This is a genomic window from Shewanella sp. 10N.286.52.A9 (assembly GCF_041468985.1).
Taxonomy (GTDB): domain Bacteria; phylum Pseudomonadota; class Gammaproteobacteria; order Enterobacterales; family Shewanellaceae; genus Shewanella; species Shewanella japonica.
Genome location: NZ_JBFRJQ010000002.1, coordinates 1 through 21,470 on the forward strand (window position 1 = coordinate 1; position 21,470 = coordinate 21,470).

General features: G+C 43.1%; 10 protein-coding genes. 3 read left to right on the forward strand and 7 right to left on the reverse strand.

The features are described from left to right. Positions 1 to 6: 6 nt before the first annotated feature. Positions 7 to 9,603 (forward strand): VCBS domain-containing protein, encoded by a 9,597-nt coding sequence (locus tag AB4128_RS01125; protein WP_372036600.1) that lies wholly within the window; start codon positions 7 to 9, stop codon positions 9,601 to 9,603. Positions 9,604 to 9,715: 112 nt separating this feature from the next. On the opposite strand, the gene AB4128_RS01130 is transcribed toward AB4128_RS01125, so the two are convergent. The 5 genes from AB4128_RS01130 to AB4128_RS01150 form a co-directional block, all read right to left on the reverse strand. Beyond that, complete coding sequence (locus AB4128_RS01130) at positions 9,716 to 10,720, reverse strand: lipid A deacylase LpxR family protein (protein WP_372036394.1); 1,005 nt, start codon at positions 10,718 to 10,720, stop codon at positions 9,716 to 9,718. A 284-nt stretch (positions 10,721 to 11,004) separates the two neighbouring features. Further along, positions 11,005 to 12,531: an EAL domain-containing protein gene (locus AB4128_RS01135; protein ID WP_192022058.1), complete on the reverse strand. Its 1,527-nt coding sequence runs from the start codon at positions 12,529 to 12,531 to the stop codon at positions 11,005 to 11,007. 57 nt (positions 12,532 to 12,588) lie between these two features. Next, entirely contained in the window at positions 12,589 to 13,533 is a 945-nt protein-coding gene (locus tag AB4128_RS01140) for a pseudouridine synthase (RefSeq protein WP_055022759.1), read from the reverse strand. Positions 13,534 to 13,620: 87 nt separating this feature from the next. Beyond that, a complete protein-coding gene (locus tag AB4128_RS01145) occupies positions 13,621 to 14,199 on the reverse strand; it encodes an LON peptidase substrate-binding domain-containing protein (RefSeq protein ID WP_055022760.1) in 579 nt (192 codons plus the stop codon). Between the two features lie 382 nt (positions 14,200 to 14,581). Continuing rightward, positions 14,582 to 15,637, reverse strand: a complete 1,056-nt coding sequence (locus tag AB4128_RS01150) for an alpha/beta hydrolase (protein ID WP_192022056.1) — start codon at positions 15,635 to 15,637, stop codon at positions 14,582 to 14,584. A gap of 216 nt (positions 15,638 to 15,853) precedes the next feature. Here AB4128_RS01150 and AB4128_RS01155 point away from each other — a divergent pair, with 216 nt between their 5' ends. Next, a complete protein-coding gene (locus AB4128_RS01155; RefSeq protein ID WP_372036602.1) occupies positions 15,854 to 16,315 on the forward strand; it encodes a YhcH/YjgK/YiaL family protein in 462 nt (153 codons plus the stop codon). A 105-nt stretch (positions 16,316 to 16,420) separates the two neighbouring features. Here the strand turns inward: AB4128_RS01155 and AB4128_RS01160 are convergent, their stop codons facing one another. Further along, on the reverse strand, positions 16,421 to 17,827 hold the full coding sequence (locus tag AB4128_RS01160; protein WP_372036398.1) for a sugar porter family MFS transporter: 1,407 nt from the start codon (positions 17,825 to 17,827) through the stop codon (positions 16,421 to 16,423). A 244-nt stretch (positions 17,828 to 18,071) separates the two neighbouring features. Here AB4128_RS01160 and AB4128_RS01165 point away from each other — a divergent pair, with 244 nt between their 5' ends. Continuing rightward, positions 18,072 to 20,426 (forward strand): aminotransferase class V-fold PLP-dependent enzyme, encoded by a 2,355-nt coding sequence (locus tag AB4128_RS01165; RefSeq protein ID WP_372036401.1) that lies wholly within the window; start codon positions 18,072 to 18,074, stop codon positions 20,424 to 20,426. 69 nt (positions 20,427 to 20,495) lie between these two features. On the opposite strand, the gene AB4128_RS01170 is transcribed toward AB4128_RS01165, so the two are convergent. Further along, on the reverse strand, positions 20,496 to 21,422 hold the full coding sequence (locus AB4128_RS01170) for a LysR family transcriptional regulator (protein WP_372036403.1): 927 nt from the start codon (positions 21,420 to 21,422) through the stop codon (positions 20,496 to 20,498). Between the last annotated feature and the right edge of the window lie 48 nt (positions 21,423 to 21,470).

Here is a 21,470-nt window from a genome sequence, read left to right on the forward strand (position 1 = left end):
GTCACCATTAACGGTACTGATGATAAATCCGTGATTGCGGGCACTTCAACAGCAACACTCACTGAAGATAAAGACGTTCACTCGGGATTATTAAGGGTCGATGGTGCATTGACTGTGACCGATGTTGATAGTGGTCAAAATCAATTCCAAGCGGCATCACTGCAAGGCCAGTTTGGTCAACTGAGTATCAATGAGTTGGGTCATTGGATTTATACTGCTGATAACTCCCAACTGGCTGTTCAAAGTCTTAATTCTGGTGAGTCACTCACCGATACCTTAATCGTTCACAGTATTGATGGTACATCACAACAAGTCACCGTCACCATTAACGGTACTGACGATAAAGCCGTGATTGCGGGCACTTCAACTGCAACACTCACTGAAGATAAAGACGTTCACTCAGGTTTATTAAGGGTCGATGGTGCGTTAACCATTACTGATATCGATAACGGCCAAAACCAATTTGTTGCCGATAGCTATCAAGGTAATTACGGCTACTTATCGATTAATCAGCTTGGCCATTGGGTCTACACTGCTAATAATAACAGCGCCGCCATTCAAGGCTTAAAAGCTGGAGCCACGCTAACTGAAACACTATATGTGCATGCGATTGATGGCACAGAGAAAGTTCTCAAGATAAATATTAATGGAACCGAAGATAAAGCCATCATCAGCGGTATATCAATCGTTTCGCTAGTTGAAGATAAAAACCTACACGCTGGCTTTTTACATGCAGACGGTATGTTGGCAGTAAAAGATGCTGATATTGGAGATAATCAGTTTCAGGCCAATGCTTCACAAGGTTTATTTGGCGAATTAACCATCAATAATAATGGTCACTGGACTTATACCGCTGATAATAATCAACCTGCAATTAATCAACTCAAAACAGGTGAGTCGTTAATTGATACGATAGTTGTTAAATCTATCGATGGCAGCGAACATCAAATAAGAGTCATCATCAATGGTCAAGATGATAAAGCAGTTATCTCAGGTTCTTCCACATTAGATGTCACTGAAGATAAAAACCTTTTCCAAGGACAGTTGAGAGCAGATGGTCAGCTCAATGTTTCAGATCCCGACTTAGGTGAAGCCCAATTTATCGCTGGAACTCTCACTGGTCAGTATGGCCATTTTACTATCGACCCTTCTGGCGCTTGGACATACACCTCAGACAACAAACAAACTGCAATACAATCTCTTAATGCAGGGCATGAAATTACCGATACGGTGATAATCAAAACTGCTGATGGCACTGAACAAACTCTTTGTGTTCATATTCATGGCACCAATGATAATGCTGTTATTTCAGGCATAAATAATGGAGTGATTTCAAATGCTTATGGCGCGCCAAATATTTTGTACGCTAATGGTCAACTTCACATCACTGATGTTGATACAGGAGAAGCGCATTTTCAATCACAAGTAATAGCAGGTGCTTATGGGAGCTTTTTAACGATTAAGCCAAATGGTGAATGGCAATATGCAGTCGATCATTACAATGCTAATGTGATCAAGTTACCCCATGGGCAGCAGCTAACCGAAAGCTTTACCATAAAATCCATTGACGGTACCGAGCATACTATCTCAACCACCATTGTCGGTGATAACACGCCTGCGATCATCACAGGTACTGATGTCGCGCTATTTAAAGAAGACGGCACTAAACAAACAGCGACAGGACAATTGAACATTCTCGACCCTAATACTGGCGATGAGCATTTCAAGCCTGAAACGCTACAAGGCAAATATGGCGAATTACACATCGACGACAAAGGGCTATGGCATTATGCACTCAATAATCAAGGTGTAGCAGTTCAAAGTCTTAAAAGTGGCGAAACCGTTGATGACTTGTTCTTTATTAAAGGTCACGATGGCACTCCACATGGTATTCAAATACAAATACTTGGGACCAATGACTTAGCCAATATAAATGGGGTAGATGCGGGTGTTGTCGTTGAGGACAAACTGAGTTCAGGCCTACTGATAACCAAAGGTCAATTGACCATTACCGATATAGATAGCGGCCAAGATTTATTCCCTTCAGGACTACAACAAGGGCAGTACGGTCAACTTGTTATCAGTAATAATGGCCAATGGCAGTACATTGCTAACAACAATCAACCTCAGATACAGCAACTGTCTCAAACTGAAGCGATTAAAGAAGTATTTGTAGTCCACTCAATTGATGGCACCGACCACAAAATTGAAGTCAATATACATGGCAGTAATGACATCGCTAAGATCACCGGCGATACCTCTGCAGTGCTTGAAGAAGACATTCATAGCCACCAAGGAAATCTAGTTGCACAAGGCCAGCTAGTCGCCACTGATATCGATCACGGTGAATCCCAATTTATTGTGGATGTTAATCACGCAACTTACGGTCAATTTTCAATAAATAATGACGGCCATTGGCAATACGTTGTTGATAATAATAGCCCTAATATTCAGGCGCTCACCAGCAAAGATACGCTCAAAGATACCATCATCGTCCGCACTGTAGATGGCACAGAAAAATCCATAACAGTTACTATTAATGGCAGTGATGATAAAGCGATTATTGGTGGCGTTGATACTGGTGATGTCACCGAGGGAACTGCTGGACAAGATATGTCGCCAGACTATGCTCAGCCAGGCATGAGCCTTCTCGGACGCAGTCCGCTTTATGTCAGTGGTGCACTGACCATTACCGATCTTGATGCAGGTGAAGCAACCTTTGACTCTCGCGGCCTAGGATTTAATTATACCGGTAAATTCGGTGACTTAATGCTGCGAGAAGATGGAACATGGTCATATTATGCAGATGCTGGCAACATCCGAATTAAAGGTGGACATACGACTAATAGAGGCACAGCAATTGATCAACTTGGTAAAGGAGAAGCACTCACCGACACTGTAACCATCTATTCAAAAGATGGTACAGCTCACGACATAGTGATCACCATTCATGGCAGTAATGATCGTCCTTACTGTTCATCAGAGGTGACTCTCAATGCTGGCACTGAAGACACTCGCCAAACCATCACTGCAGCGCAACTCCTGTCCAATACAATCGATGTCGATAATAATGACGCAGGACTACTGACCATTGAGAATCTGCATGCAGATCATGGCTCAATTAAACACAATAAAGACGGTAGCTTTTCATTCACACCAGAAAAAGACTATAACGGCCAAGTTCATTTCACCTATGACGTAAAAGATGGACATGGCGGCGTTACGCATACAAGCGCATCGACCACGCTTTCTGCGGTTAATGATAATCCAGACGTAACACCCATTACAGATACCCTCACTGAAGACACGGATAAGCAGTACCAAGTTAATCTACTCGGCAGTGCCACCGATGTTGATGGCGATGCGTTATCGATTAGCCAGATACTGGCTTCATTTGAAGGCAGTAGCGGAGCACTACCGCAAGGTGTAACTGTAGCCAACGATGGCCATTCGCTTATCATTGATAGTCATGCCCAAGTATTTCAGCACCTCGGCGTTGGTGAGAAGGCCGATATCGTGGTGCATTACATGATTGACGATAATCATGGTGGACAAACGCCCGCTGTCGCAACCATCACTATGGTCGGCGCAGATGATAAAGCCACGCTTGCAGCTAACGTTATTCAAATGACTGAAACACAAGCGCTTGATAGCGCGCAACACGGCTATGGTGGCAAGTTACAGTTAGTGGACCCAGATACTGGTGACAACACCCAGTTTGCATTTAGTGGGCAATATATAGGACAAGGGTATGCCCCAGGTAATCTAACTGTTTGGCCTGATGGTTCATACCAATTTAGATTAGAAGGCGCATTAAATCGTCACGCTGATGACCTTGTTGCGAGTTTACATGCTGGTGAGTCGAAACAATTTCCTTATGAGATAAAAACCAGTGACGGTCAAACACTGACCATTATGGTCAAAGTGACCGGTGAAGATAATAATGCGCAAATCCATGTGTCGATGCCGAATATGTTACCTGCCTCGCAACATATAACGGAAGAAAATTTTGTACCTGCTAGTGTGACCAATCTCTATGCTGGCGGGCGTTTGCAAGTTGTAGACCCAGACCACGACCAATCTTATCTGCAAGCTGAAACTATCAATACTGCACACCACGGCCAGTTCAAAATCAGTGCTGATGGAGGCTGGAACTACACCATTGATAATTCCATCGATGAAGTACAAAAGCTAGGCGCAGGGGAATCGTTCACAGAGACCCACACAGTCCATTCTCTCGATGGCACCGCCAGTCAATTACTTACCGTCACAGTTCACGGTACCAACGATGCACCAGTGGTTTCTGCTGCCGTTAAACTTGCCCCCGGCATTGAAGATACAGATATTCAATTAAATAAGTCTGAACTACTGGCTAATACGACAGATGTTGATCATAACGATATCGGTCAATTGGATGTTGCCAATTTAGTGGCTGATCATGGAACGGTTATCGATAATAAAGATGGAACATTCAGCTTCGTGCCGGAAAAAGACTATAACGGTGCCGTGCAATTTAACTATGACATCAAAGATGCCCATGGTGGTGTCACCCATACTCAGGCTGGGCTGACCTTAACAGCCTCACAAGATGCCGCAACATTTAGCGGTGATAGCACTGGCGATGTGCATGAAGGGCATAGTTTTACTGCTGCCGATGGAACAGTCACTAATGGTTCAGTGGGGGATCGCTCGCCCGATCATCAACATGGCAATATTGGTAAGCTTTGGAATGATCAGATCCATACCGACGGTCACCTAAATATCAACGATGCAGATAGCGGCGAAGCCCACGCTCAAACTGGCATTTACCATGGTAATTATGGCCAGATAATATTAAAAACCAATGGCGATTGGAGCTATTACGCATCAATAGGGCAAGATTCAACGGGCAGAACAATTGATAAACTCGGTCAAGGGCAAAGCTTAACCGATACTGTCACAATAAAGTCAGCAGACGGCACAACTCATGACATTGTAGTAACTATTCATGGCGATAATGACCGTCCTTACTGCTCCTCTGCGGTAACACTTCACTCAGGGACAGAAGATAACAAAATCACTCTAACCGCTACAGATTTACTGGCTAACACTATTGATGTCGATACTAATGATGCAGGCAAACTTAGCATTGAAAACCTGCAGGCTGATCATGGGGTTATAGCAATCAATGCCGATGGCGATTTTGTATTTACACCAGAGCAAGATTACAACGGCCAAGTGCAGTTTACTTATGACGTTAAAGATGGTCACGGCGGCATCACTCATACAGGTGCTACAACAACCCTCGCAGCAGTCGGCGATGCCGCCACATTCAGCGGCACTGACAGCGGCGCGATTAAAGAAGATCGACATGTGCAAGGAGATGCAGACCAGAGTGTGGCTGTGTCTGGAGTACTCAATGTCAAAGACCCTGATGCTAATGAGAGCGAGTTTGTTGCAAGCAGAAATGTACATGCAGTCAGCGATCCTTTGCATGGCCATTTAAGTATCGGCCGCGCGGGCGATTGGACCTACTCGGTGCCTAATGCCAACTTAAATCATCTTGCTGAAGGTGAAACAGTGCAAGTCACTTACCAAGTGCACTCAAGAGGTGGCGATACCCATAATATTACCGTTGATGTGGTCGGCACTAACGATGCTCCCTCCATAAATGTTCACACACTTGTTCACGGCAGTGAAGATATCAGCTATCAAATGCAAGCTAGCCAGTTTGGTTTCACTGATGTAGATAACAAAGATGCGCTACATTCAGTTTCCATAACGGACTTACCCGACCCGTTGCAGGGTAAATTTATGCTGGATGGCCAAGCGATTAGCGCCAATCAGGTGATTGCGGCAGGCGATATAAGCAAACTACAGTTTGTGCCAACACATAACTTTAATGGTGATGTGAATTTCTCTTACACCGTTAACGACGGCCATGCAGATTCAACCAAAGCAACAAACACTTTGCATATTAGCCCTGTCAATGATGCAGCCACTATTGATGGACAGACACAATCAAGCACTAGCGCTTCAATTACTGAAGATTCGGCTACCAGCGTGATATCAGGTCAGTTGACCTTGGCTGATCCCGATGCAGGCGAAGATAAATTTGCCAGTAATACTCAAATATCCGGTCAATATGGTCAGCTCACTGTCGATCAAGATGGCAGTTGGCATTATGCGCTTAATAACGCCTCGCCCCTGGTTAATATGTTGAACGCTGGGCAGCAATTAACAGACACTATAACGGTGACTTCACCCGATGGCACTGCTAGCCAAACCATAGCAATTACCATACATGGGCACAGCGATACCCCTAGTTTGCAACTGCAAGAAGCAGGAGCGACACAAGGCCTAGATCTCTTCGCTGGTATTCAAGGTAACGGCATTATTCAGCTGCAATATTCTACCGATGGCGTCACTTTTAGCAGCCAAGTTCCTGCTGGATTTAGCCTTGCCGCAGATGGGCATACTCTAGAGGTTGATCCTGCTAATGCAGCATATGATCACCTCACCAATGGTGCTCAACACAAGATTTGGGTCAACTATCAACTGCAAGAAGGTGCTGGTAGTTCTGCTCACCAGTCAAGCCAGCAAGCTGAAGTAGTTATAGTCGGAACCAGCGATAAACCCATAATTCATGGCTTTAATGCCAATTCAGCGCAGTTTAGTGGACCCGTAACGGGTAACTTACTGCAAGGTGCTACCGACGTGGATGACGGTGCGCAGTTAGTATTACAAGATCTGCAGTTTAAAGATCCAACGACCCATCAATATGTGACCGTTCATGTAGGAAAAGGGGAAGATATCAAAGGTGTTGGTCATATTTCTATAGCCAGTAATGGTGACTATACCTTTACACCCGATCCAAACTTCAGTGGCGACGCGCCGGGGTTTATCTATCGTGTTGTTGATACCCATGGCGACTATCAAGACAATAGTCAAAATATGCTAGATATCCATATCAATGCCAACCACCAGCCAAGGGTGCAAACATTCACAGCCAGCACAGCAGAAGATACTGACTTTCAATTTACTGCGGCAAGTTTTGGCTATCAAGATAGCGATAGTGATGCATTTGATCATTTAAGCATTAATCAGCTCCCCGATCCGGCTACTGGCTCATTATGGTTAAATGGTCATGCTGTAACACAAGGGCAAGCCATTAGCGCTAATGATATTGATACGCTAATTTTCAAGCCTGCGGCAAACTTCAATGGCGATGCGCATTTTAGCTACGTTGCCAGCGACGGCCATCAAGACTCCGCAGCCCATACTGCGGTGCTAACCGTAACTGCCGTTAACGATTTACCAGTGCTCACCATTAATCAAACCAGCCACACTCAAGGGAATTTAGTGGCGACCGACGTCGACAAAGGTGATGTGCTTAGCTTCTCAGCGCCGCTGGTAACCGGACAGTTCGGTAGCCTGTCTATTGACCCTGACAGCGGCGCATACATCTATACCCAAAACAACTCTGTCGCACAGATGAACTACAACCCTGCGACTTCAACCTATAGCGGTGTTGATGTTTTTGAAGTTCAAGTGAGTGATCACCATGGTGGCGTTGCGAGCAAATTTATCAGCTTTAGTGCCGAGGCCACTGTAAGTAGTACTACAGCTGGTACCCTTATCATCAGTAGTAGTGTTCCTAATCAGCCTTTAGTCAGTAACACAATACCAGCAGGGAATATTGTGGTTACACCACCAGCAAATCACGTTAGTATCGATCTCAGCTCCACTAGCGACTCTGGTAGTAGCAATCATGATGACTTAACCAATGACACCACACCAACCATCACTGGTCATACTGATATTCCGTTCTCAAAGGTCACTATTTACGACGGAAATACCCCAGTTGGCCATGCGCTCTCTAATGCTAGCGGCGACTTCAACGCAACCTTATCGAGCTTAGCTGAAGGGCTTCACAACCTCTCAGCTAAAGCCCTAGCACCATCATCAATATTACCTGCGGTATCATCAGTACTCGATATTGAAATTGATACTCAAGCCAGCGCAACTATTCAACTTGATCCTATCACTAGCGATAATGTGATTAACGCACAAGAGAGTGGCGCGGATATCAGCGTGACAGGTCAAGTCAGTGGTGATGTGCATCAAGGTGATAGTGTCAGTCTAATCGTCGGGCAACATAGCTATAGTGCAACCGTTGATGCCAGTGGCCACTTTAACGTCAACATCGCAGGCACTGAACTAGCATCGAGTTCATCGATAACAGCGAGTGTTATAACCACTGACAGCGCAGGTAACTCGGCTAGTTCTTCACAAGTGATGCACTATAGCAGCGACACACAAGTCGGTATGCCAACCATTACCTTTGAAAACCCAGGCAGTGACAACGCATACAGTAAAGCCGAAATAGCTCAAGGTCACGCAGGAACAGTGACCGCAACAGTGCACGCTGCAGCTGATGCCCAAGTCGGCGAACACCTGAGTATTAATGGCGTTGACCATGTACTCGATGCCAATAGTTTAGCTCATGGTATCGACCTTGAAGTTGCACCCAGTAGTATTGTCAGAGCGATTATGACCGATGAGCATGGCAACGTTAACTCTGCTCTCAATATTGCTGCAAGCGCTAAGCCTGAACCTATCGTCGTAACAGCCCCGCCAGGCAGCCATCAAATTGGTGCCTCCTTAGGAGTCCCGACCTTAATACCGACACAAACTCCTGTCCCTACGGCTCAGCAAGGCTGGAAAATACTGGTTAATGGTCACTATCAAACTAGCTATACCAGCCAATGGGGAACACTGACCATTAATCCCAAAACGGGACAATTGAACTATCAAGAACATGCTAATACTCATACAGGTCCTCATGGCTCAGCCACCAATGTTGGCGTACACGAGGATAAGTTTGAGGTTGCGCTGCAGGGATCACATCATGATGATGTCATCATGCATGTTCAAGTGAGCATATTAAGCCGTGGACCAGGCCATAGTGGTAAGCTGACATTAGGTTCTGAAGTGCTCGATATGACGGTGACCCCAACCTTTAGTCACCCCGCACCGCCTCCGCCTCCCCTTGCCGCCGATGCTCATGATATTCCCCAAAGTGATGCCATTGCAGAGGTCAGCATAGACTTAAACGCTGTTGTTATTGATGGAACAGATAATAATACTGAGCCAGATGCTTTTAATCAGGATAGCGCTGAACAGTTTGATACTAAACAAGAAAATACTGAGCAGCCCTCAAATGATGTCTCTGCTCACGCTGAACCTGAGCCAGTACTTACATCACAACCACCTGCTACAACGACAATGAGTGCAACAGCAAGTGCCCCCATAGATCATTACTTACAGATGGTTGGATTAAGCCATGATGAGATTAAACCCGATATAGGCATTCCAGACCTAGCGGGGTTGCCAACAACGCATGAGCTTAACACTGCTGATCCACAAGCAGACATGCTTGATACTGTTGAAGTCGATGCATTTGAAAACCCATTAGATGACGAGCATAAAGAACACCCGCAACATGCAGATCATGATGCTGCCAGCGTCATTGATGCGCCAACAGAGCAAAGTGACATTAATCAAGATAACGATGATGACATGCTACACCAAGCGTTAAACGATATGCATAATCAGTTTTAGGTGTGGTAAAACATCTAATACGGTAAACATGGACGTGACTTTAATGTATAAAAGCCTTTAACACCTTGTATTCCTGTCCATTGTGTTAAGGGCATTTATAATTGTATTTTCTTTACAACACCTTGCTATAACTAATCACGCCATAGCCGTGCCAGTCGTCCACATCAGATTTGTACTCTTTGCTGTAAAAGTCGAAGCTCCAGCGCACTGACCAAGTGGGAAAAGCCCAAATGACACCTAGGCTTGCTTGAGCCTGCTGGTTGTTAATTTCAAGCGGCGATTCATAGGGAAGATCACCTTCAATCGTTAAGTCATTAAAGCGGTATCCAGCCTGCATTCTGGCATAGGCCATCCAGCTTCCATATTGATTAGCTGAAGAAGTAAAATCGCCAAAGTGTCCTGCTTGGCTAGATAACTGACCAAATGTTTGGCTTAGTTCATCGCCCCAACGGACAGTTAACCCAAGGCTAGATTGAGAACGAAAGTTACCTGCCATGGTATGGTTAAATACACTCACATCCCATTGGCTATTTTCGAATGCTTGCTGACGAAACAACAATGCCTCCACCTCATAAGCGACTTGCAACGTCAACTGATTTTCAATCTGGTAATCCCAGCCTTCAGGCGTCGTCGATGAGGTAATTTTATGTACAAAAGATTGCATGTACTCTGCACCAGATGCAGGGCCAACAACGCCCAAACTCAGCCAGTTTTTTTGTGCAAGGCTTGAACTAAACACACCGGTATAACTTTCTAATTCTAAAAAGCCAGCATAAGGCCTTTCTTCAGGTTGAGGAAAGTCATAAGCGATTTCAGTAGGCGTCCACATTCGGCTATAAAGCTTTGCCCCACGGTGAACTTGCTGGCTTTGTTGCGGAAATAATAAAGCTGATTGCCATTGAAAAGCTGCAGAAGCAGAGGAGAAATCTTGCTCAGGTGTTGCATGCCACCCCAGTAAAATACCACTAGAGTAATCACCATCTGAGCCAATAATCACATCATTATCAAAACTAAAATAAATCTGCTCAGCTGAGGCTTGCGAGGCTACACAGATTAATGACATGACAGCCAATACTGATAGTGGAACAGGTAATCCCTTTAAGTGATGTTGACTCAAATTAACCTCTTTCAGTTCAGTATGTGAAAAGCACCAGATAATTCAGTTTAACCGAACATCAGCATCACACAACGTCCTTTGAAATAAAGACTTAATTCAAATAATAGTCATTACTTACTCGCTACCAGCAAATTACAATTAGGCACTTTTGCTTATCTCATTCGACACCAGTAACTGAACACTAGCAAACCTCTTAAAGTGTATCCCAACATTAATCACTAACGCTGGAAAACATCAGTTATCGTTTTTATCAAAAACCATCTAGCTAAAATAAAACCCAATCATCAGACATTCTGATAGGCATTAAAAAAATCTTTTGCTTCTAGTGGTTTAGAGAAAAAATAACCTTGGACTAAATCCACGCCTTGCACTTTCAAATAGCTAATTTGAGACTCAGTTTCCACCCCTTCAGCAATGACGCTCAAGCCCGACTTTTTGGCAAAAGAAATAATTGCATCTAAGGTTTTTTCATTAAAGTTATCTTTTACACCAATGGTATCGATAAAAGCTTTATCTATTTTAAGGGTACTGATACCTAGGTTTTGCACATAACTAAAACCGCCATATCCCATTCCGGCATCATCAAGCTTTAAATCAACGTCAATAGCATAAAATTTATCTAGCATAGCGCGGGCTTTAGCTAAGTCAGTAATGGGTTGCCGCTCAGTGATTTCTAGCGAAATCCGATGTTTACCTAGCTTACCAGACTCTTTAAGCGCCTTAATATACAAGTAAAGTTGATCACTTTCTAAATGCTCAGGAACAATATTAATACTGATAAATAACGGCTTAACTTGTTCACCAGCTTGTTCAATATCGTCAGCCATAACATCAAGCATCGAATAGGTCATATCTACAATTAACCCATCAGATTCAGCAAAGGGAATAAATTGGTTTGGTGGGATCAACTCTCCACTTGATTGACGCCAGCGCATTAATACTTCAACACCAACGATTTCATTTGTTTGCGTATCAATAACAGGCTGATAAAAAGGGATAAACTCTTTATGTTTGATAGCACTTTTTATGTGAGCTCGAGTTGAACCATAAGACTGTTTCCAAGACCAATAGCCAATTGATAACGCCAACGCCACTACAAAACTAACCAACGCACTATACAGCCAATTTAACGATTTATACTGAGCAAAAAAGTCGTCATTGCCAGACAGGCTAAACTTGGCAATGTAATATTCATTTTTATGAACCACTTCTTCTAAAATGACATGGTCACCTTCAAACTGTTCAAAGCCAAACTCCATTACAGGCACTGCTGCTAACGAGTCATAAATGCCATCAATAGTGATGGTGTACTCTAGGCAATCTTCACAATTTACAGGGATAAAATAACGAGGATTCATTGGCACAATGCTCGCCACATACTGCTTTTGACCTGATTCGTATGATAAGAATAACTCGTGCACATCTGAGTCTGGCTGATTCAGTACAGCCAGTTTTACATCAGGGCCAATTCGGTGTCTGACTAACTTCTCTACGTGGCGGGGAATAATCTGCGAACGACAAATCACTTTTAATTGATCCATCACAGCTAGCCAACGAATAAACGTGGAGTTAAATACCGACTTAGTCAGCAAGTCTTCATTTTGGCTGTCACAAACATAGGTATCATTAATTGCCGGTAAACTTTTGAGTTCTATTGCAGTATCTTCAATATACATGGTCAATTTTTCAGACAGTATTTGAGCGTCACGCTTAATAAGCATTTCAGCAACTAGCTCATCTAACGCTTTAAAACCAAAAATTAAAACGAAAAAACTCACTATAAATATTGCGCAACATTTCACTCTTTCCATGTGCAATTAGTCCTTTGTAAACGAGCCACGCTTGTCAATTCATCAACAAACCATTTATCAATTTTTACCTAAGCCGAATTCAGCATCATAGCCTTCACAATTGACAGACATCATTTGTTGACTGAATGGATCTTCAAATGTCAGTGACTTGGCGATTAAGCGCAGCGGCTTAGTAAAATCGTCAGCAGATTTGGGTTGTAGCCTTGGGTAATTGGTATCGTTTTCTAATGGCATACCCAATGACATCATGTGCACTCTAAGTTGATGCATTTTTCCCGTTATAGGACTCAGCTCAAACAAGCCTCTTGAACCATTAACAGCGATTAATCTGATTTCAGAATGCGTATTAGCTTCCCCTTCGGTGATTTTCATCAAAAAGCTCGGTGTTGAACGCACCATACGATTTTTCACAGTCCATTTAAGGGGTAAACTTAACTTCCCTTGCTCATGTCGCGTTAAAAGCTCGGGGGTGAGTTTTGCAATTGCTTGGTACTGTTTATTAATTTTTCCATCAGTAAACAGAGCATGGTAAGCATGTCGAGATTCTGGATTGACAGTCATTAATATTACCCCAGCTGTTGGCCTATCAAGCCGATGAGCAGGAGAAATCGTATCAATACCCGTTGCAATTCTTAAGCGATGGATTAGACACTCATTGACAAAATTACCGCTGGGCGTGACAGGCAAAAAATGAGGCTTAAAGACTAAAATACAGTGCTCATCTTGATGCAATATCTGCTGCTGAAACGGTATTTTTGTTTCGCTCTCAACCTCGCGGTAGTAATACACTCGAGTCGCTGGGCGGTACTTTGTTGTTTGCGTTACAGGTTCGCCATCTGCCCAGTGAACCTTTCCTTCAACAACACGTTTTATCCACACTGATTCTGGAATTTGCTTAAAATGAGAAACTAAAAAAGCCAGCACAGTTTCCGGCGTTGTTTGAGATTGCGGTAAAACAATATATGAAGGTTGTGCGGCTTTGGCAGCATGTTCAGCAGACATGTAAAATACTATATAGCTACATTTTGATACAGTATACCCAACAAAGCCTTATCAGCTAAAGAAAAAACATGTTTTAGCTTATCCGCATTACACATCCACATGAGATTTTAATAATTGCAGTACAAAATCCATGGTCTTATGACAATCTGGCTGCTCAACTAACAGCAGCTTATCTTTATTGTACATAGGTAAGACTTCTAACCAACGCTGACTGACCCATGCAGCATCTTCAAGATGAGTTTGACTGTATAACTCCAGTAAATCTGGATTCACTTCATAAAATTGCTCAAGTGCAGCACTGATGATTTCGAACTCTTCAGCAATGGGTTCATGCTGCCAATTTTGACAAGGTAAGGTTCTAGCTATCCAACTTTGATCGCGTAATTGCGCTCCCGAAAGCACTTTTACTCGTTGACGTCCCTCGACAACAATACTGAGAGAATTGTCTTCAAGTTGATGAAAATCGATGATTTCACATTCGGTTGCAGTTTCGTAGCATGGAGGAAAACTGTTGCTCTTTGACGCAGCTAGCGCTAATCGATAATGGCCTTTGAGCACATTGGCCACCATCAATAATTGATTAGGTGTGACCATCCGTAGCTCTTGACGACCACCAGGCAGAAGCACAGTATCTTGGATGAGTAACGCCATTTCTATCGTTTGCATTGCAACCTCCAAACTACAGCGTTTCACCAATTCCCTATAAGGCTATTTAAGCCACAGAATGCTGCAGATTCGATAGCTTTCTGCTATCAAGGACCAATAAAAATCAACAAGTTGTCATTCATATCGTGATAATAAAGTGTAGCAGGCAAAATGGAGTTTTCCAGCCAGCTAAGTGGTTATCACACTTTATGATTAGTTGTAATACCGCCTTGTATTGCTTGAGGTTACTGTTTAAATACTACCATCAAGGCAATCGCAAAACTCATCACAAGACTCACAACTTGGTCAATAATTAGACAGGAGATTTTACGAAATAGTTTCATTAGATGATCACAATTTAATGATCGGGATCGTAATGGAAAGTTTAACAAGTTAACACGCACTAAAGCGGCTCAATCACATCCATTATTGATTGCTTATCTACAATTGAGGCAAAGATCTCTCCCAGCTGCTCACTGCGTTTCAATGCTTCACGCCAATAGGCAATTCGACTATCACTGCTTAGCTGCTTAAAATCTTCACGGTCTGGGATCTTTGAATAAGGTAGCGACGAGATAAACTCCTGAGAAGGCGTTAATACCAACGCATTGTGATAATGCTGACGTGCTCTTCGCCATTTAAGGGATTTATCGAACCACCCAGGACTCATATGAGGATAAAAATGTGGGTATAAACTTAATCCTTCCGGCTCATTGGTTGGCATATCAAAATGATAGTCGGTAATGCCACCATCATAATATGCTCCATCTGACACACCATTAATTTTATTCACTGGTGCTAATAGCATAGGTATAGAGCCTGTTGCTAACAGTACTTGATTAATATTATTGCGTGTCAGCTGCGCATGCTCGGTAGGGAGATCTGACAACTGAGAAAAAGGCGATTTTACCTGCTGATGGCTGAAAACCACCCGTTCAAAATGCCAACCTAAACTGCGACGGCTCACTGCATTACTTAGCGCTGTCGCCGCCAAACCTAATGCTAACTTCCCCTTTGAACGACTGGCATTTAAGTGCTTGGCTTTACACACCACAAAGTGACTTTGAATCATTCTATTATTAACAATATCAAGGGCACCATGTTCCCCCAAAATACCACCAATAATACGTTCAACTTGCTCGGTCACTTCTTGTCGGCTAGGAACATGATCATATCGCTGACCAATGTAATGATCTTCGAGGCGTGCATAGGCTGCTAATGGATCTTGCTGTGCTAAACAAGCCAGCCGCCAAGCCCCAGAGGAAGCTCCCATGGTATAAAGTGGCGCTTGTCTATTAGCAAAAAACTCACCGAATAAATATTTATCAAGCCCAGCAACCCCAATCCATTTGGGGCCACCTGATGCAGCAAATAGCTGGCTAAACATAGATGCAGACAAACCATTTTGTTCAATTTGTTGGTAAGCTGTTTTACCGGCGAGTAATCGTAATGCAGTCACGTAGCGTCCTATGAGTCAATCCATTTTCCATCGGTTTTTAAGGATGAAACCCATGCAGAGTTTCACGCTCCATTGCATCTTAACTAAGTTTGTCAGCAGGTTAAACCACCTCATGGTTGAATTTATTTCCGTAACCCTACTGGTTGTAGATAAATCATAGCGCCGACAAAATGAATGAGCGATAATCATGACTCATTCATTTTCAGAGAGTTCACTATGGTTGTCGACAGCCTTGCTCATCACTCGCTATATCACGGCTTAAGTCCAAGATTAGCAAAAGCCTTAACCCATTTAGCAGAAACAGACTTTACTCAAGTTGAAGTCGGCACATACCCGCTTGATGGAAAAGATATTTTTGTGATTGTTAACGACTACCATACTCAACCGAAAGAAACAGAACCTTTTGAAGTTCATCAACAATATATTGATGTGCAGTTTGTTGTGAGTGGTGAAGAAGAGTTCGGCTATTTGCCCCTTGCCAATCAAACACCGTTGGCGCCTTACCATCAAGAGCATGACTTTACTGAATTTGATTATGAATCAAATAAAGAAGATGCCGCTTTCATTCCCTTAAAAGCTGGCATGTTTGCCTTATTCTTTCCTGGTGATATGCATATGCCAGGCACTCTGGACACAGAAGTACCAGTAAGAAAAGTCGTCATTAAAGTTAAAATATAAACGGACTTTCTCAAACAAAAAGGCCACATCATCGTGGCCTTATATGTTTAAGGGTAAATCATTCTGATTACGACACTCACGCCCTTCACTAAGCGTGCTTACCTTTTATCCCTGCATTTGCTCTAATTCTCGACCTTTTGTTTCGTATACATACTTCGCAACAAACACAATCGATAGCACAGCACAAATACAGTAGAAACCATAAGCGCCCACTAAGCCCACTGATGCCAGCATAATCGGGAAGGTCATGGTAATAGCAAAGTTAGTGCCCCACTGCGCAAGCCCAGCAACCGCAAGGCTCGAGCCTCGGATTTGATTTGGGAACATTTCCCCTAACATCACCCACATTACAGGGCCCCAAGACAAGTTGAAAAAGAACACGTAACCATTTGCGGCAATTAACGCCAATGTGCCTAATTCACCGAGGTCCAAATCGCCATTGATATCGACCTGTGCCGATGCGAAAGCAAAGACCATCAAGGCTAAAGTCACAGCCATTCCAATAGAACCAATCATTAAAAATGGTTTACGACCCACTTTATCGATCAAACTTATCGTTATCACGCAGGCTGCAATACTGACCGCACCGCTAATAATATTAATCAACAGCGCATCAGATTCCGAAAAACCAACCGCTTGCCACAACACGGCGCCATAATAAAACACCACATTAATGCCCACTAACTGTTGAAAAGTGGCTAATCCAATCCCTACCCAAACAATACTTCGCACTTTGCCAGAGTGCTTATCAATAAGGTCTGCCAGTTTAGGTTGATGATCAGAGTCTAAAGATTGTTGAATCTCCATGAATTTGGTTTTAGCGACAGTGCTACCGTATAGCTTAGTTAAGACCGTCATCGCTTGATCTTTACATCCAACTGTCACTAAAAAACGTGGGCTTTCAGGAATAAAAAATAATGCCACAAAAAACACACCTGCTGGCACCAACTCTATCCAAAACATCCATCGCCACGCATCATATCCCAGCCAAAAACTGTCCGTCGACGAACCAGCGGTTTGTGCTAAAAAGTAATTACTAACAAACGCAGCAAATAACCCTGTGATGATGGCAATTTGTTGCACAGTCGCCAGTGCCCCACGATAACGTGCAGGGGCAACTTCAGCAATATATGCAGGTGTCATAACCGAGGCTGCGCCAACAGCTAAACCACCCAAGATACGGTAGACAATAAATGCCATTGAGCTGTCAGCAATACCTGATCCCCAAGCGCTCACAATAAATAAGATTGCTGCTGTAATCAGTGTGGCTCGTCGTCCATATTTATCCGCTAAACGCGCGGCAAAAAATGCCCCTACCGCACAGCCCAATAGCATTGACGCCACATTAAAGCCTGTTCCCATACTGTCTGAGTCAAACGCCGACCTTAACCCATCAACAGTGCCATTAATCACGCCACTATCAAATCCAAACAGGAAACCACCTATGGTAGCCACACAACTGACTAGAATCACAAACAGGGTATTTTCTTCTTGTTGTTCTGCTGTTTTCAATGACTTTCTCCCTCTCGCATAACGCCATGTCTTTCTGATTTTTATCACCTTACTAGAAAATACTGTTATCGGTAACATTTAGAAATAAGAATGTCTTTTTGTACCAGCAGACAATATCAGCGTGGATTTTTCAGCAAATAAAAATGTGATCTTGATCAATAATCACAAACTGCTAATATAACCTCATGAAATTAGTTATAACCAAAAGCTATATAACAACTAATCAACAGATGAGCCGCTACCCATGAAAAATCATTCGCCGCTAAGCCAGATCTACCTTGATGCCAATGCAACTACCCCTGTATTACCCCAAGCTGCTGAAGCCGCTTTAAATAGCATGAGAGTGTTATTTGGTAATCCAAGCAGTAGCCATATCACTGGCTTAAAAGCCAAAGATGTCATGGAAACAACGCGCAACAACGCTAAAAAAGTTATCGGTGCAGACGACGGCAAAGTCATCTTTACTAGTGGTGCAACAGAAGGGATTCAAACAGCAATTATTTCAGCATTAGTGGAAGCCAAAAAACGACTCAATATTGAAAAGCAGGATGAGCCAAGCAAAAAGTACAGTTTATTGTATGGCGCAACCGAGCATAAAGCCGTGCCAGAATCCTTAAAACACTGGAATGAAATATTAGGTATTAATGCAGAATTAAAAGCCATTCCAGTTGATCGTTTAGGTCATTTGGACTGCCAATTTATTGCAGCTGAAGCGCCCAATGCACTCATGATATGCACGATGGCAGTCAATAATGAAACCGGAGTCTATCAGGACTTAGGCAAACTTGAGCAGATCATACGCACTGCAAATAACGATATTTTCTGGATGGTGGATTGCGTACAAGCCTTAGGTAAGACCCCATTAAAGCTTGCCCAAACGACAATCGATTACGCCCCATTTAGTGGTCATAAACTCTATGCACCTAAAGGCATTGGTTTTGTTTATATTCGTCAATCGGCGCCCTTTACATCGATTATTGCCGGAGGTGGCCAAGAAAGCGGCCTTCGTTCAGGCACCGAGAACCTACCAGGCATGGCTGCTATTAATGTCATCTTTGAGATGCTATTGAATCAGCAGCACAGTGAATTTGCCGATATCAATACATTAAGAGAGTACCAAACACAATTAATAGATACGCTTAAAAGCGCCTTCCCTGAGGTTGTGTTTAATCACAGTATTGAAAACAGTGTCCCAACCACAATTAATTTTGCTATTGCTGGATTTAGCAGCAAAGAGATCATGGACTTATTTGACGCCGCCAATATCCGCGTAAGCTCTGGCTCAGCTTGCTCATCTAAAGTCACTCGCAGCTTTGTTCTTGATGCGATGGGGTTACCAGCTTGGCAAAGTGAGTCGGCTATTCGAATGTCATTTGGCCCTGCAATGACACAAGAGCAAGTGAATGCAGCTTGCTCACGTATCCAATCAGCAGCAAAAGCACTTACCCACAGCTGCATGATATTAGACACTGGTGAGATTGATGAAAAGCAGCCAGTTAACGGCTTAGTTCAGCTTCGTTCAGGCTCAAATTGCACTTGGGTTTATGCCGATCAGCAGAGTAAACAAGCCTTTATCATCGATCCTCTGCCAGAGCTTAACGATCGTTTAGATACCCTATTACAATGCCAACAGTTAGAATTGGTCGCCATCATCGACACCCACGGTCATGCAGACCACCAATCAGGGCGTACTTTTCTTGCTGACAAACACTTACCCACTCAGCAAACAAACCTGCTAGGCTGGCCGCAAGATTGCCAGACACATAGCTCCCCAAATAGTCCAAAACATAGCCCCAAACATAGCCCAAAAGACACGAATTCAGTTGATGATGTCCAATTACAATACATAAAAATTGGTCAGCAATGGCTGGTAAATGTGCCAACGCCAGGCCATACCGCTGACAGTATGTCATTACTACTGTGTCAGCCATTTACCAACATTAATCAAATAAAGCACCAATGCCAGTTCGCATTTTGCGGCGACACGATTTTAATGGGCAGTTTAGGGCGAACTAACTTTGCCTCGAGCAGTGCAAGCGACATGTTTTCAAGCTTAAAACGACTACACAGCTTGATTGGCAGTAATAACTTAATTTGCGCAAGTCATGACTACAACAATGAATTCACCACTCACCTATCTGCAGAATGTGGGCGTAACCCACTATTAAGAAACACTTTAAATGGCCAGTTACATGTCACCGAGTTTGAGCGCCTTAAAGCCGAATTAGATAGCAACTTATGCGATCAAAACGGCAGCGAAATCATGTGCGGAGCACTAACTGACGATCAATTAAATGGGCAATCAATTATTGAATACAACCATCAGAGTTTGAACGCTGCATTACAGCAAGAAAATGTCACTTTAATCGATATTCGTGAACCCCATGAATATGCTCTGCAACATACCGACGACTCTAACGAAAACGTCCCGCTCACTCGCTTAGTGCAATTTATTCAACAGCAGCAAGATCAAAAACAACATAAATGGGTATTGGTATGCCGCAGTGGCAGCCGCTCATTTATCGCGGCACAGGCAATGAAACGCTTAGGATTTGATAATGTCGCTCATTTAAAAGGGGGTTATGCATTAAGCAGTTGATAGCTTTAGTTTAAAACCTAGATATTAAGGGAAACCTGCTTTCCCTTAATGTATATTCACTCAGCGTAGTTACCGTTTAACCCTTTTCAAGCTTGAACACCTATTAACGTCATGTTCAATATCAAGCAGTGATACCACCCACTTTTGCAAAGGGTCTTCGTTGTACCTTGGGTGCCAAGCTGCGATAACATCAAAACTCTCAGGTGTCTCTGTTAACGGAATTTCAACTAAATCTAAGCTGTTAATGGCTCTAGAAGGCAAAAAAGCGATGGAGTCAGTTGTGTTTAAGTACATTGGTACAATCGAAAAACACGGCGCTGAAATGACCACATTGCGTTTTAAACCAAACTGCGCAAACCAAGTATCAATTGAACCTTTGAAGTTAGGGCGAGAAGGTGAAGCAATAATGGTTGGATAGCTCGCAACCTCTGCCAAAGTAGGCTGAGATTGAGTGATAGCAGCATGCGACGAAGCAACGCAAACATGAAACTCTTTAAATAATCTCACCACTGGGTAGCTATCAGGAATATAATCTGGAAAAGCAATGGCTAAATTCACTTTACCGCTCTCCATCCAATCATGCAGTTTATCAATCTCAAAATCACGCACAATCACTTTAAGATAAGGTGATTCTCGCCTTAACTTCGCAATGAGTTTTGGTAGCACAACTTGTTGAGCATAATCCGTTGCAGCGATAACAAACGTGCCTTTCACAGTGCTTGGCTCAAAACTGGTAGTTGCAATTAATGAATTAAAATCAACAAGAAGTTTATCCACGCCAACTGACAAGGTTTGTGCAAAAGGCGTGGGGACAAAGCCATTCGTTTTACGCACAAACAACCTATCATCGAATACATCTCTAAGCTTTTTTAAGTGCTCACTTACAGCCTGTTGAGTTAAGCCAAGTTGATGTGCCGCCTTTGATGCATTCTCCTCTCGAATCAATGCCTGAAAAACCCGTAACTGCTTTATGTCTAATCGATCTAATTTACTCACACCTAGTTACTCTTCGTTTTCATTCTTTGTCGTAAATTGCGTGTATCA

Coding starts and splice junctions, on each gene's coding strand:
- AB4128_RS01135 (WP_192022058.1), bottom strand. CDS start 12,531: ATGGAAAGAGTGAAATGTTGCGCAATATTTATAGTGAGTTTTTTCGTT.
- AB4128_RS01140 (WP_055022759.1), bottom strand. CDS start 13,533: ATGTCTGCTGAACATGCTGCCAAAGCCGCACAACCTTCATATATTGTT.
- AB4128_RS01145 (WP_055022760.1), bottom strand. CDS start 14,199: ATGCAAACGATAGAAATGGCGTTACTCATCCAAGATACTGTGCTTCTG.
- AB4128_RS01155 (WP_372036602.1), top strand. CDS start 15,854: ATGGTTGTCGACAGCCTTGCTCATCACTCGCTATATCACGGCTTAAGT.
- AB4128_RS01165 (WP_372036401.1), top strand. CDS start 18,072: ATGAAAAATCATTCGCCGCTAAGCCAGATCTACCTTGATGCCAATGCA.